The sequence below is a fragment of the Saccharopolyspora terrae genome, from assembly GCF_004348435.1.
In the GTDB taxonomy this organism is placed as follows: domain Bacteria; phylum Actinomycetota; class Actinomycetes; order Mycobacteriales; family Pseudonocardiaceae; genus Saccharopolyspora; species Saccharopolyspora endophytica.
The window spans coordinates 12,529-25,687 of sequence record NZ_SMKS01000001.1; the positions used below are offsets into that span (position 1 = coordinate 12,529).

Sequence of the window (13,159 nt, forward strand, 5' to 3'; positions counted from 1 at the left end):
GTGCGAGGTCGTCATGTCGGGATCCCCACTGCCATCAGGGCGGCGATCACCACGACACCGCCGAAGAGCATGGACAGCGCGTAGGACCGGACGAAACCGGTCTGCCAGCGGCGCATCCGGCCCGAGCTGAAGGTCAGCAGCGCGGCGACGCCGGAGACCGTGCCGTCGACGCCCTTCCGGTCGACCGCGAGCAATCCCTTGGTCAGGCCGAAGGTCGGGCGCACCGCGAGGAGGTCGTTGAACGCGTTGCCGCCGAGGTCGGCACGAGCCGCGCGCACCACCGGCGAGACCTTCGCCGGGCGCTCGACCGGAACCGGCTTGCGACCCACGACCAGCCACGCGATCACCGCTCCCAGCGCGGAGATGGCCACCGTCAGCACGGGGATCATCGCGTGCGGGATCGCGGTGTGGTGGGCTTCCTGCAGCTCGCCCAGCGACGGCGACAGGAACGTCACCAGCCGGTCGCCGCCCGCCAGGAACATGCCGGCTCCGATCGAACCGACGGCCAGCACGATCATCGGCGCGGTCATGATGGCCGGCGACTCGTGCGGGTGGAACTCCTGGCCGTTGCTCGCCTTCAGGTCCTTCCAGCGCTTCTCGCCGAAGAACGTCATCAGCACCAGCCGCGTCATGTAGAACGCGGTGATGCCCGCGCCCAGCATCGCGGCGCCGCCGAAGATCCAGCCGCGCCAGCCCTCCTGGCCGAACGCCGCCTCGATGATGGCGTCCTTGGAGTAGAAGCCGGACAGGAACGGGAACCCGATCAGCGCGAGGTAGCCGAGGCCGAAGGTGCCGAAGGTGATCGGCATGTACCGGGCGAGGCCGCCGAACTTGCGCATGTCGACCTCGTCGTTCATGCCGTGCATGACCGAACCGGCGCCGAGGAACAGCCCGGCCTTGAAGAAGCCGTGCGTGAGCAGGTGCATGATGCCCAGCGCGTACCCGGCCGGGCCGAGCCCGACCGCCAGCATCATGTAGCCGATCTGGCTGACCGTGGAGTACGCGAGGACCTTCTTGATGTCGTCGTAGGCACAGCCGATGACGCATCCGACCAGCAGCGTCACCGCGCCGACGATGGTGACGGCCAGCTGCCCGCCCGGCGAGAGCGAGAACAGCGGGTTGGAGCGGGCGACGAGGTAGACGCCCGCGGTGACCATCGTCGCGGCGTGGATCAGCGCCGAAACCGGGGTCGGGCCCTCCATGGCGTCCGGCAACCAGGCCTGCAGCGGGACCTGGCCGGACTTGCCGCAGGCGCCGAGCAGCAGCAGGAGCGTGATCGCCAGCAGCACGCCCGGCGAGAGCTCACCGGCGCGGGCGAAGACCTCCGCGTACTGCGTGGTGCCGAGGTTGGCGAACAGCAGGAAGATCGCCAGCGCCAGGCCGACGTCGCCGACCCGGTTCATCACGAACGCCTTGGTCGCCGCTGCGGCCGCCGAAGGACGGCCCTGCCAGAAACCGATCAGCAGGTACGACGCCAGACCGACGCCCTCCCAGCCGAGGTAGAGGGTCACGAAGCTGTTGCCCAGCACCAGGATCAGCATCGAGGCGACGAACAGGTTCAGGTAGGCGAAGAACCGGCGGCGCTCGGTGTTGGCCGAACCGGTGCGCCCCTGCTGGTCGTGGCTCATGTAGCCGATCGAGTACAGGTGGATCAGCGATCCCACACCCGTGATCAGCAGCAGGAACACCATCGACAGCGGGTCCAGCCGGAGCCCGAAGTCGACCTGCAGCGCGTTGACCGGGATCCAGGAGAACAGGTGCAGATCGCGGACCTGCTCGCCTTCCGGACTGCCGGCGACGGAGGTGAACAGCCACAGCCCGTAGGCGAACGAGGCGATCACCGTGGCCGACCCCAGCAGGTGTCCCCAGCCGTTGGCACGGCGTCCCGCGATCAGCAGGATCGCGGCACCCACCAGCGGGAACGCGACCAGCAGCCAGGCGTAGGACTGCGCGGGCCCGGTCGCCTCGGCGACCCCCGCTGCGGTTTCAAGCATCTGTGCCGTCACCACGCGCCCTCTCAGTACTTGAGCAGGTTGGCGTCATCGACCGAGGCCGAGCGACGCGTCCGGAAGATCGACATGATGATGGCCAGGCCGACCACCACTTCGGCGGCCGCGACGACCATCACGAAGAACGCCATGACCTGCCCGTGCACCGTCCCCTCGATGCGGGCGAAGGTGACCAGCGTCAGGTTGACCGCGTTGAGCATCAGCTCGACGCACATGAAGACCACGATGGCGTTGCGCCGCACCAGGACTCCGACCGCGCCGATCGAGAACAGCAGCGCGGACAGCAGCAGGTAGTACGTGGGGGTCACTGGTGAACCTCCTCGGTGGCGTGACCGGCCCGCTGGTCCGGACGACCGTTGCCGTTGCCCGGCGCCGGGATCTCGGGACCCGCGTCGATGACCGGTTCACCGGACTTGCCGGAACCGGTCTGCTCGGGCAGCTCCGGCTGGTCGGTCAGCGCGTGCGCGTCGGGTTCGGGCTCGTCACCGGCGACCGCGCGGCGCTCGTCGTCGAGCCGCTCGGCGGGCAGGTTCTCCAGCAGCTCCGACAGCGACTCCGGCGCGACCGAACCGTCCGGCAGCAGCGCGGGCACCGCGACCGAGTTGGCCGTGGCGTACACGCCGGGACCGGGCAGCGGCGACGGGCGCTCGCCGCGGAACCGCGCGTTGGCGCGCTCCCGCTGGCTCAGGCGTGGGCCGCGGCCCTTGCCGCCGTAGGCCAGCACCATCGCGCCGACCGCTGCGGTGATCAGCAGCGCGGAGGTCAGCTCGAACGGGAACAGGTAGTCGGTGAAGATCAGCCGGCCGAGGCCGCCCGCTCCACCGCCGACGGGCTGCCAGGGGTCCAGCGGCGGTGCCGTCTGCACCGAGGCCAGCGACCGGGCCAGGCCCGAGACCAGCAGCGCTGCCAGGCCGATCCCGCCGATCCCGGCCCAGAGGCGTTGTCCGCGCAGGACTTCCACCACCGAGTCTGAGGAGTCGCGGCCGACCATCATCAGCACGAACAGGAACAGCATCATGATCGCGCCGGTGTAGACGATGATCTGGGTGAAGCCCAGGAACGGCGCGCTCTGACCCATGTAGAGCACGCCCAGGCTCAGCATCGTCAGCACCAACCACAGCGCGGAGTGCACCGCGTTGCGGGCGAAGACCATGCCGAGCGCGCCCAGCAGCGACAGCGGACCGAGGACCCAGAACAGCACCGCTTCCCCGGTGCCGACCACCTCGCCGGCCTGTGCCAGCACGATTCCGGTGCTCATCGCGCATCAACCTCCGGACCGGATTCCACCGTCGATCCCGCGGGAACCCCTCGCTGCTTGGCGAGCTCGGGACCGTTGACGTAGTAGTCCTGCTCGTCCTCGCCGAGGCGCATCGGGTGCGGCGGCTGCTCCATGCCGGGCAGCAGCGGCGCCAGCATGTCGGCCTTGGTGTAGATCAGGTCCTGGCGGTTGTCGTCCGCGGTCTCGTACTCGTTGGTCATCGTCAGCGCGCGCGTCGGGCACGCCTCGATGCACAACCCGCAGCCGATGCAGCGCAGGTAGTTGATCTGGTAGTCCATGCCGTAGCGCTCACCGGGCGAGTAGCGGGCCTCGTCGGTGTTGTCGCCGCCCTCGACGAAGATCGCGTCGGCCGGGCACGCCCAGGCGCACAGCTCGCAGCCCACGCACTTCTCCAGCCCGTCCGGATGCCGGTTGAGCTGGTGGCGGCCGTGGAACCGGGGCGCGGCGACCTTCTTGACCTCGGGGTACTCCTCGGTGACGACCTTCTTGAACATCGTCGAGAAGGTGACGCCGAATCCCTTGATCGGATCAAACATTCCCATGGGGTGCCTCCTCGCCTTCCGGACCCGCGAGCTCGCCGGCACCGGTGCCGCTGCGCACCGGGGTGCGTCGCGGCGGGGTCTTGGGGACTTCCAGGTCGATCGGCGGCACCGGGAAGCCGCTGCCCGCGAGCGGCACCTCGTCGGAGTCCTTCTCGGGCTTGCGGTCCGGGATGAGGAACGTGGCCGCGACCAGGATCACCACCACGACCGCGCCGCCGATCATGAACTGCTGGGTGCTGACGGCCTCGGAGTTGCGCAGCGCCCGGATGACGGTCACCGCCATGATCCACACCAGGCTGACCGGGACGAGCAGCTTCCAGCCGAGGTCCATGAACTGGTCGTAGCGCAGGCGGGGCAGCGTGCCGCGCAGCCACACGAAGAAGAACAGGAACGCGATCGTCTTGCCGAGGAACCACAGCACCGGCCACCAACCGGTGTTGAGGACCCCGTCGCCGATCAGCGACAGCGGCCACGGCGCGTGCCAGCCGCCGAGGAACAGCGTCGTGGCCAGCGCGGAGACGGTGACCATGTTGATGTACTCGGCGAGGAAGAACAGCGCGAACTTCAGCGACGAGTACTCGGTGTGGAAACCACCGACCAGCTCGGACTCGGCCTCGGGGAGGTCGAACGGGGCGCGGTTGGTCTCACCGACCATCGACACCACGTAGATCAGGAAGCTCACCGGCAGCAGCGCGAAGAACCAGCCGTTCTCCTGCGCTGCGACGATGCCGGAGGTTGACAGCGTGCCCGCGTACATGATGACCGCGACGAACGACAGGCCCATCGCGATCTCGTAGGAGATCACCTGCGCCGCCGACCGCAGCGAACCCAGCAGCGGGTACGGGGAACCGGAGGCCCAGCCGGCGAGCACGATGCCGTAGACGCCGATCGAGGCGCAGGCCAGCACGACCAGCAGGCCCACCGGCAGGTCCACCAGCTGCAGCGTGGTGCGCTCGCCGAAGATGGTGACCTCGGGGCCGATCGGCATCACCGCGAACGACACCAGCGCGGGCGTCGCGGAGATGACCGGGGCCAGGAAGTACACCCACTTGTCGGCCATGACCGGGCGGATGTCCTCCTTGAAGGCCAGCTTCAAGCCGTCGGCCAACGACTGGAGGATGCCGAACGGTCCCGCTCGGTTCGGGCCGGGCCGGTGCTGCATGCGGCCGATGACCCGGCGTTCCGCCCAGATCGTCAGCAGCGTCATCAGCACCAGGAAGACGAAGATGGCCACGACCTTGAGCAGGATCAGCCAGATCGGGTCGTCCGCGAGGAGTTCGGCTGTTCTGGTCATGCGTTCCCCCCGTGGTGGTGGGCCGGGGAATGGCCGTTCAGCGAGTGCCCGTTGGTCGCCGGGCTCGCGCTGCTCGGCGCGATGTCGACGAGCGCTCCGTGCCCGGCGCCGAGGACCTTGTGCACGCGGGCCTTCCCGGAGTCGGTGGGCACCCACACGACGTCGTCGGGCATGTCGGCGATCTCGACCGGCAGCACGATCTTGCCCTGCTCGGTGCGGACCTCCAGCCGTTGTCCGGAACTGATCTCGACGCGCTTGGCGGTCTCCGGCGAGACGATCGCGACCCGGTTGCGGGCGGTGCCCGCCAGGCTCGGCTCGTCGTCCTGCAGCGAACCGTTGTCCAGCAGCTGCCGCCAGGTCGCCAGCACGGCCTGGCCGGGGCCCGGTCGTGGTGCGTAAGCGACGGCCTCGTCAGGTCCGTCGGTGCGTCCGCCGGTGTGGGTGCCGAGCCGGTCGAGCTCGGCGCTCGCGGCGGCCGGGCTCTGGGTGAACAGGTCGGCGTCCATCTCGACCGCGAGGGTGTCCAGCACCCGGCAGTCCGGCAGCGCGCCGGTGCCGTCGATGGTGGTGGCGAACTCGCGGCGGCGGCCCTCCCAGTTGAGGTAGCTGCCGCTCTTCTCCGCGCTGGGCGCGATCGGCAGCACCACGTCGGCCTGCTCGGTCACCGCGCTGGGGCGGAGTTCCAGGCTGACCACGAAACCGGCGCCGGTCAGGGCCTTGCGAGCCAGCTCGGGGTCGGGGAGGTCGTCCGGGTCGACGCCGCCGACCACCAGGCCGGAGAGCTCCCCGGAGGCGGCTGCGGTGAGGATCTCGGTGGCGTCGCGACCCGCGGCGGCGGGCAGCGAGCCGGGTGCCATGCCCCAGGTCCGCTCCACGTCGGAGCGGGCGTGGTCGTCGACGACGGGACGCGCGCCGGGCAGCAGCGTCGGCAGCGCACCGGCCTCGATGGCGCCGCGTTCGCCTGCGCGGCGGGGGATCCACGCGACCCCGGCTCCCGTGCGCTGGGCGGTGCGCAGCACCTCGGACAGCAGGCCGGGCACCTCGGCGGCGCGTTCACCGACGATGAGCACCGCGCCCTGCTGCCGCATCGCCTCGTCCACATCGGACGGAAGCGATTCCAGCGCGGCGGCCTCACCACCGGGCACGCACTGCACCAGCGAACCGGTCCGCACCGGGCCACCGGCGTGGGTGATGACCGTGGTCTTCTCCACGCCCGGCGAGGTGCGCGGGGCGATGTGGAAGACCTGCGTCTTGCCTGCCCGCGCGGCCTTGCGCAGCCGCAGGAAGACGATCGGCGACTCCTCCTCCGGCTCGAACGCCACGCACAGCACCGCCGGAGCGGACTCCAGATCGGCGTAGGTGACACCGTTCTCCGGCGTCACCCCGACCACGGTGGACTCCAGGAACCGCAGCTCCTCGGTGGAGTGCGGCCGGGCGCGGTGGTCGATGTCGTTGGTGCGCAGCGCGACCCGCGCGAACTTCGAGTAGGCGTAGGCGTCCTCGACGGTCAACCGGCCACCGGGCAGCACCCCGACCCCGCCCGCGTCGCGCGCGGCGGTCAGGCCCTCGGCGGCGGCCTGCAGCGCCTCGGTCCAGGACGCCTCGCGCAGCTGGCCGTTCTCCCGGATCTGCGGCCGGGTGATGCGGTCAGCGGCGTTGGCGTAGCGGAACGCGAAGCGGCCCTTGTCGCAGATCCACTCCTCGTTGACCTCCGGGTCGTCCCCGGCCAGCCGGCGCATCACCTTGCCGCGCCGCCAGTCCGTCCGGGTCGCGCAGCCGGACGCGCAGTGCTCGCACTGCCCGGGGGTGGAGACCAGGTCGAACGGCCGCGACCGGAACCGGTAGGCGGCGCTGGTCAGCGCGCCGACCGGGCAGATCTGGATGGTGTTGCCGGAGAAGTAGGACTGGAACGGCTGCTGCTCGCCGATGCCGATCTGCTGCAGCGCACCGCGTTCCAGCAGCTCGATGAACGGGTCACCGGCGATCTGCTTGGAGAACCGGGTGCAGCGCTGGCAGAGCACGCAGCGCTCACGGTCCAGCAGGACCTGCGAGGAGATCGGGACCGGCTTGGCGAAGGTCCGCTTGGTGTCGTGGAAGCGGGACTCCGCGCGGCCGTGCTTGAGCGCCTGGTTCTGCAGCGGGCACTCGCCACCCTTGTCGCAGACCGGGCAGTCCAGCGGGTGGTTGATCAGCAGGAGCTCCATCACGCCCTGCTGCGCCTTGTCGGCCACCGGCGAGGTGTTCTGCGTCTTGACGACCATCCCGTCGGCGACCGTCATGGTGCAGGACGCCTGCGGTTTCGGCATCGCCCGGCCGTTCATCTCGACCTCGACCAGGCACTGCCGGCAGGCACCCGCGGGGTCCAGCAGCGGGTGGTCGCAGAACCGCGGGATGGTGATGCCCATCCGCTCGGCGGTCCGGATCAGCAGCTCGCCCTTGGGCGCCTCGACCTCGATGCCGTCGATGGTGAGCCGGACGTAGCCCTCGGGGACCGGGCGCGCTTCGGATTCGGGTGCCAGGGTCATCGGGCCGCTCCTACCAGTTCCGCGGCGGACTTGTCGTTTCCGCCCGAATTCTTCGAGCAGAGCGCGAGGAACTCCTCGCGGAAGTACTTGATCCCGCTGGTGATCGGGCTGACCGCGCCATCGCCGAGGGCGCAGAACGAGCGGCCGAAGATGTTGTCGCAGACGTCGAGGAGGGTGTCGATGTCCTCCTCGGTGCCGTGCCCGTCGACCATCCGCTCCAGCACCTGCGCGAGCCAGTAGGTGCCCTCCCGGCAGGGGGTGCACTTGCCGCAGGACTCGTGCTCGTAGAACTGCGTCCACTTCATCACGGCCCACGGCACCGAGACGGTCTCGTTGAACACCTGAACGGCCGTGGTGCCCAGCATCGATCCGGCCTCGGCCGCGCCTTCGAAGTCCAGCGGGACGTCGAGGTGCTCGGCGGTGAACAGCGGCGTCGAGGACCCGCCCGGGGTCCAGAACTTCAGCGGGACGCCGTCCTTCATGCCTCCCGCGAGTTCCAGCAGCTGCCGCAGCGTGGTGCCCATCGGCGCCTCGTACTGGCCCGGGTTCTCGACGTGCCCGGAGATCGAGTAGATCTTCGGTCCCGGCGACTTCTCGCTGCCCATGGTGCGGAACCAGTCCGAACCGCCGTTGACGATGAACGGGACCGAGGCGATGGTCTCCACGTTGTTCACCGTCGTCGGGCAGGCGTAGAGCCCTGCCGCCGCGGGGAACGGGGGCTTGAGCCGCGGCTGACCGCGCTTGCCCTCCAGGGAGTCCAGCAGCGCGGTCTCCTCACCGCAGATGTAGGCGCCCGCCCCGGCGTGCACGACGATGTCCAGGTCGAAGCCGGAGTCGAGGATGTTCTTGCCCAGGTACCCGGCGGCGTAGGCCTCGCGGACCGCGTGGTGGAGCCGCCGCATCGGGTGCAGGGCCTCACCGCGCACGTAGATCATGCAGTGGTTGGCCCGCATCGCGTAGCTGGCGATGATGCAGCCCTCGATCAGCGAGTGCGGGTCGGCCATCATCAGCGGGATGTCCTTGCAGGTCCCCGGTTCGCCCTCGTCGGCGTTGATGACCAGGTAGTGCGGCTTGACCGGGTCCTTGGGCATGAAGCTCCACTTCACGCCCGCCGGGAAGCCCGCGCCGCCGCGACCGCGCAGCCCCGAGGCCTTGACCAGCTCGATCAGCTGGTCCGGGTGGGCGCGCAGCGCCTTGCGCAGGGCGGTGTAGCCCTCCAGCTGCTCGTAGGTGTGCAGCGTCCAGGAGTTCGGCGACAGCCACCGCTTGGTCAGCACCGGGGTCACCGGGCTGGTGCTCGCTTCGGTCATGGCCACCCTCACTTCTTCTCCGGCAGCGGCGGGAGTTCCGCGTCATCGGGCATGCTCGGCGCCGTCCAGCCGCGTTCCTGGGCCAGCGCGGCGCCGCGGTTGGTCTCGGTCGCCTGCGAGGGTCCGGTCACGGTCTCGTCGAGGTCGTCGAAGAACCCGGCCAGCTGGCGCTCGGCGCCCCGGAAGTCCGACAGCGCCGGTCCGCGCGTCGGCGCGGGCTTCTCGCCGCGCTGCAGCGCCTTGACCAGCTCCAGCGCCTGCTCGGGCGTCTGGTTGTCGTAGTACTCGTAGTTGACCTGCAGCACCGGCCCGAGATCGCAGGCGGCGAGGCATTCGGCGTGCTCCAAGGTGATCGAGCCCTCGGTGCCGGGTTCCCCGGCCGTGCCCTCGTGCCCGACGTCCAGGTGCTCGCCCAGCGCCTTGTAGATCGCGTCGCCGCCCAGCACCGCGCACATCGTGTTCGTGCACACGCTGACCAGGTGCTGACCGCAGGGCTTGCGCTTGTACATCGTGTAGAAGGTCGCCACGGCGCTGACCTCGGCGACCGACAGCGCCAGCTCCTCGGCGCAGAACTTGATGCCCGCCGGGCTGACGTGCCCCTGCACCGACTGCACGAGGTGCAGCATCGGCAGCAGCGCCGATCGCGACTCCGGGTACCGGGCGATGATCTGCTTCGCCTCTGCCCGGGTGCCCTCGCCGAACACCGAGGTGTCGACCGCGCTGGTCTGCTCCTCGGTGGTGGTGAACTCGAACTGCTCGGTCATCGATCCACCCCGCCCATCACCGGGTCGATGGAGGCGACGGACGCGATCACGTCGGCCACCAGTCCGCCTTCGGCCATCGTCGGCATCGCCTGCAGATTCACGAAACTGGGTTCGCGCACGTGCACCCGCATCGGCCGGGTGCCGCCGTCGGAGACCAGGTGGACGCCCAGCTCGCCGCGCGGCGACTCGACCGGCGCGTACGCCTGGCCCGGCGGGACGTCGAAGCCCTCGGTCACCAGCTTGAAGTGGTGGATGAGCGACTCCATGGACTGGCCCATGATCTTGCGGACGTGCTCCAGGGAGTTGCCCATGCCGTCGGCGCCGATGCTCAGCTTCGACGGCCAGGCGATCTTCGCGTCCTCCACCATGTGCGGGCCGGACTCCATCTTGTCCACGCACTGCCGGATGATCTTCAACGACTCGTGCATCTCCTGCACCCGCAGCAGGTACCGCGCGTAGCAGTCACCGTCGTTGCTGGTGGGCACCTCGAAGTCGTATTCCTCGTAACCGCAGTACGGTTCGACCTTGCGCAGGTCCCACGGCAGTCCCGCGGCCCGCAGCAGCGGTCCGGTCACGCCCAGCTGCAGCGCGCCGTCCAGCGGCAGGTAGCCGACGTCCTTCAGCCGCTGCTTCCAGATCGGCTGACCGCTGAACAGCTTGTCGTAGTCCGGCAGGCGGGTGTCCATGACCTTGATGAACTCGCGCACCTTGTCCTGCCAGCCCTCCGGCATGTCCTGCGCGACGCCGCCGGGCCGGACGAAGGCGTGGTTCATCCGCAGACCGGTCAGGAACTCCAGCAGGTGCAGGACCTCTTCGCGCTCGCGGAAGCCGTAGGTCATGCCGGTGGTCGCGCCCAGCTCCATCGCACCGGTGGCCAGGAAGACCAGGTGCGAGGAGATCCGGTTGAGCTCCATCAGCATCACGCGGATCGTCTGGGCCCGCTGCGGAGCCTCGATGCCCAGCAGCTTCTCGATGCCCAGGCAGTAGGCGGTCTCGGTGAACAGCGGCGCCAGGTAGTCCATGCGCGTCACGAAGGTGACGCCCTGGGTCCACGTCCGGTACTCGGTGTTCTTCTCGATGCCGGTGTGCAGGTACCCGATGACCGAGCGGGCCTTGGTGACCGTCTCGCCCTCGAGCTCCAGCACCAGCCGCAGAACGCCGTGCGTGGACGGGTGTTGCGGGCCCAGGTTGATGACAACCCGCTCCTCGCCGCCGGTTTCGTCCAGGAACTCGTCCCAGTCGCCGCCGGTGACGGTGAAGATGCGGCCCTCGGTGGTGTCTCTCGACTCGGCGGGGTACGCGCCGGTGAGTGATTCGGTGGTCATTGCCCACACCTCTCCGCGATCACGAGTAGGCCCTGCGCTGGTCCGGCGGCGGGATCTCGGCGCCCTTGTACTCCACCGGGATTCCGCCGAGCGGGTAGTCCTTGCGCTGCGGGTGACCGTCCCAGTCGTCGGGCATCAGGATCCGGGTCAGCGCCGGGTGTCCGTCGTAGACCAGGCCGAACATGTCCCAGGCTTCGCGCTCCTGGAAGTCGGCGGTGGGGTAGACCGACACGATCGACGGGAGGTGCGGGTCCTCCACGTCCACGGCGACCTCCAGCCGGATGCGGCGCCGGTAGGTCATCGACGTCAGGTGGTAGACCGAGTGCAGCCGCTGCGGCGCGTCCGGCCCGTAGTCCACACCGGACACCGAGCTGCACAGCTCGAAGCGCAGCGCCGGGTCGTCGCGCAGGATGCGGCAGACCTCGAGGAGGTGGTCGCGGCGCAGGTAGAAGGTGATCTCGCCGCGGTCGACGGTCACCTGCTGCACGGTGTCGTCCGGAAGCCCCTCGGCGCGCAGCGCTTCGAAGAGCGCGTCGGCGACCTCGTCGAACCAGCCGCCGTAGGGGCGCTCGCCGGCAGGCGGCACGTAGGCCGGCAGGCGCAGCCCGCCGAAGCCCGAGGTGTCACCGGTGCCGCGCACGCCGAACATGCCCTGCCGCTCGCGGCCGGCCATCGGTGCTCCGGCGCGGGCCGGTTCGGCTCCCGCGGGCGCCAGGTCCGCGGCGCGCTCGGCGCTCGAACCGGGTTCGCCCGGGGCCGGGGTGGTTTCCTTGTCCGCCATCGAATTCACCTACCCGACTTGAGTTCCGGGCGCTCGGGCGCGCTCTCGAAGGCGCCGAGCTCGTCCGTTCCGCCCATCTCGCGTCGCTGCGCGGCCTGCTGCCGCTCGGCGCGCTTGCGCTGCGAGGCGTTCTTCGGCGCGTACCGGACCGAGGACGGGATCATCGGGGTGCGGTCACCGCGTTCGAGCTTCTCCTGCGCGCGCTTGGCGTTGATCGGCTCGTCCATGATCTTGGCGTGCAGCTTGAGGATCGCGTCGAGCAGCATCTCCGGGCGCGGCGGGCATCCCGGCAGGTACATGTCCACCGGCACCACGTGGTCGACGCCCTGCACGACCGCGTAGTTGTTGAACATGCCGCCGGTGGAGGCGCACACGCCCATCGCCAGCACCCAGCGCGGCTCGGGCATCTGGTCGTAGATCTGGCGCAACACCGGGGCCATCTTGTTGGTCACCCGACCGGCCACGATCATCAGATCGGCTTGTCTCGGGGTGGCGGAGAAGCGCTCCATGCCGAACCGCGAGATGTCGTAGCGGGAACCGCCAACGGTCATCATCTCGATGGCGCAGCAGGCCAGCCCGAACGTCGCCGGCCACATCGACGTCTTCCGGGTCCAGTTGACGAGCTTCTCCACGTTGGCCAACAGGATGCCGTTGGGCAGCTGCTCTTCGAGCCCCATCGCCGGCACTCCTTCCCGCGTCCTTGCGGCTAGTCCCTGCAGTTCTCAAGCAGTTCGTGCGCCCGGCGGACCGGGCCGCTTCAGATCCGAGCTCCGGTCTAGTTCCAGTCCAGTCCGCCTCTCCGCCAGACGTAGATGTAGGCGAAGCCGACGGTCGCTATGAACAGCACGATCTCGACGACGCCGAACATCCCCAGGGCGTCGGCCGAGACCGCGAACGGATAGAGGAAGACCATCTCGATGTCGAAGAGGATGAACAACATCGCGGTCAGGTAGTAGGCGACGGGCATCCGGCCGCCGCCGATGACGGGCTGCGGCGAGGGCTCGATCCCGCACTCGTAGGCGTCGAGCTTCGCCTTGTTGTAGCGGCGGGGACCGACGAGTGGCGCGATCGCGACCGAGAAGACCGCGAATCCCAGCGCCAGCGCGAACAACAGCACCAACGGGATGTACGGGTCGAGCACCTTTGCTCCCCTCCAACCGGTTCCGGGTTCGTGGCCCGGGACACACATCGTCAGTCCCCGCCGAGACGCAGGTCACGTCTCAGGCTTCCGGTGCGCACTCTATGCGGTCGCCTGATTCGGCTCCGTAGTGAGGCGTACCTAACTTTATGACTTCTCTCACGGTTACCGGGACATCTGACCAGACACTCA

The 13,159-nt window shown here is 69.4% G+C and carries 12 protein-coding genes; all 12 read right to left on the reverse strand.

Annotation, left to right across the window (positions count from 1 at the left end; all coding sequences use genetic code 11):
• Positions 1–11: 11 nt before the first annotated feature.
• The gene (gene nuoL / locus E1181_RS00065) at positions 12–1,994 is read right to left on the reverse strand and encodes an NADH-quinone oxidoreductase subunit L (protein ID WP_132671782.1); all 1,983 of its coding nucleotides are present in this window, start codon (positions 1,992–1,994) and stop codon (positions 12–14) included.
• Between the two features lie 23 nt (positions 1,995–2,017).
• Complete coding sequence (nuoK, locus tag E1181_RS00070) at positions 2,018–2,317, reverse strand: NADH-quinone oxidoreductase subunit NuoK (protein WP_093414272.1); 300 nt, start codon at positions 2,315–2,317, stop codon at positions 2,018–2,020.
• The gene (locus E1181_RS00075; RefSeq protein ID WP_132671783.1) at positions 2,314–3,267 is read right to left on the reverse strand and encodes an NADH-quinone oxidoreductase subunit J; all 954 of its coding nucleotides are present in this window, start codon (positions 3,265–3,267) and stop codon (positions 2,314–2,316) included. Before E1181_RS00075 ends, nuoK begins: the two co-directional genes overlap by 4 nt.
• Positions 3,264–3,830 (reverse strand): NADH-quinone oxidoreductase subunit NuoI, encoded by a 567-nt coding sequence (nuoI, locus tag E1181_RS00080; protein ID WP_132621523.1) that lies wholly within the window; start codon positions 3,828–3,830, stop codon positions 3,264–3,266. Before nuoI ends, E1181_RS00075 begins: the two co-directional genes overlap by 4 nt.
• Positions 3,817–5,124 carry an NADH-quinone oxidoreductase subunit NuoH gene (gene nuoH, locus E1181_RS00085; RefSeq protein ID WP_132671784.1) on the reverse strand — a complete coding sequence of 436 codons (1,308 nt, stop codon included), beginning with the start codon at positions 5,122–5,124 and terminating at the stop codon, positions 3,817–3,819. Before nuoH ends, nuoI begins: the two co-directional genes overlap by 14 nt.
• Positions 5,121–7,649, reverse strand: coding sequence for an NADH-quinone oxidoreductase subunit G (locus E1181_RS00090; protein WP_132671785.1), 2,529 nt, complete (start codon positions 7,647–7,649; stop codon positions 5,121–5,123). The genes nuoH and E1181_RS00090 overlap by 4 nt, the downstream gene beginning before the upstream one ends.
• Complete coding sequence (gene nuoF, locus E1181_RS00095) at positions 7,646–8,959, reverse strand: NADH-quinone oxidoreductase subunit NuoF (protein WP_132671786.1); 1,314 nt, start codon at positions 8,957–8,959, stop codon at positions 7,646–7,648. The genes E1181_RS00090 and nuoF overlap by 4 nt, the downstream gene beginning before the upstream one ends.
• 8 nt (positions 8,960–8,967) lie before the next feature.
• On the reverse strand, positions 8,968–9,723 hold the full coding sequence (gene nuoE / locus E1181_RS00100) for an NADH-quinone oxidoreductase subunit NuoE (protein ID WP_132671787.1): 756 nt from the start codon (positions 9,721–9,723) through the stop codon (positions 8,968–8,970).
• Positions 9,720–11,048, reverse strand: coding sequence for an NADH-quinone oxidoreductase subunit D (locus E1181_RS00105; RefSeq protein ID WP_132671788.1), 1,329 nt, complete (start codon positions 11,046–11,048; stop codon positions 9,720–9,722). Before E1181_RS00105 ends, nuoE begins: the two co-directional genes overlap by 4 nt.
• A gap of 19 nt (positions 11,049–11,067) precedes the next feature.
• Positions 11,068–11,829, reverse strand: a complete 762-nt coding sequence (locus E1181_RS00110; RefSeq protein WP_132671789.1) for an NADH-quinone oxidoreductase subunit C — start codon at positions 11,827–11,829, stop codon at positions 11,068–11,070.
• A 5-nt stretch (positions 11,830–11,834) separates the two neighbouring features.
• Positions 11,835–12,506 (reverse strand): NuoB/complex I 20 kDa subunit family protein, encoded by a 672-nt coding sequence (locus E1181_RS00115; protein WP_132671790.1) that lies wholly within the window; start codon positions 12,504–12,506, stop codon positions 11,835–11,837.
• 98 nt (positions 12,507–12,604) lie between these two features.
• Complete coding sequence (locus E1181_RS00120; protein ID WP_132671791.1) at positions 12,605–13,018, reverse strand: NADH-quinone oxidoreductase subunit A; 414 nt, start codon at positions 13,016–13,018, stop codon at positions 12,605–12,607.
• Between the last annotated feature and the right edge of the window lie 141 nt (positions 13,019–13,159).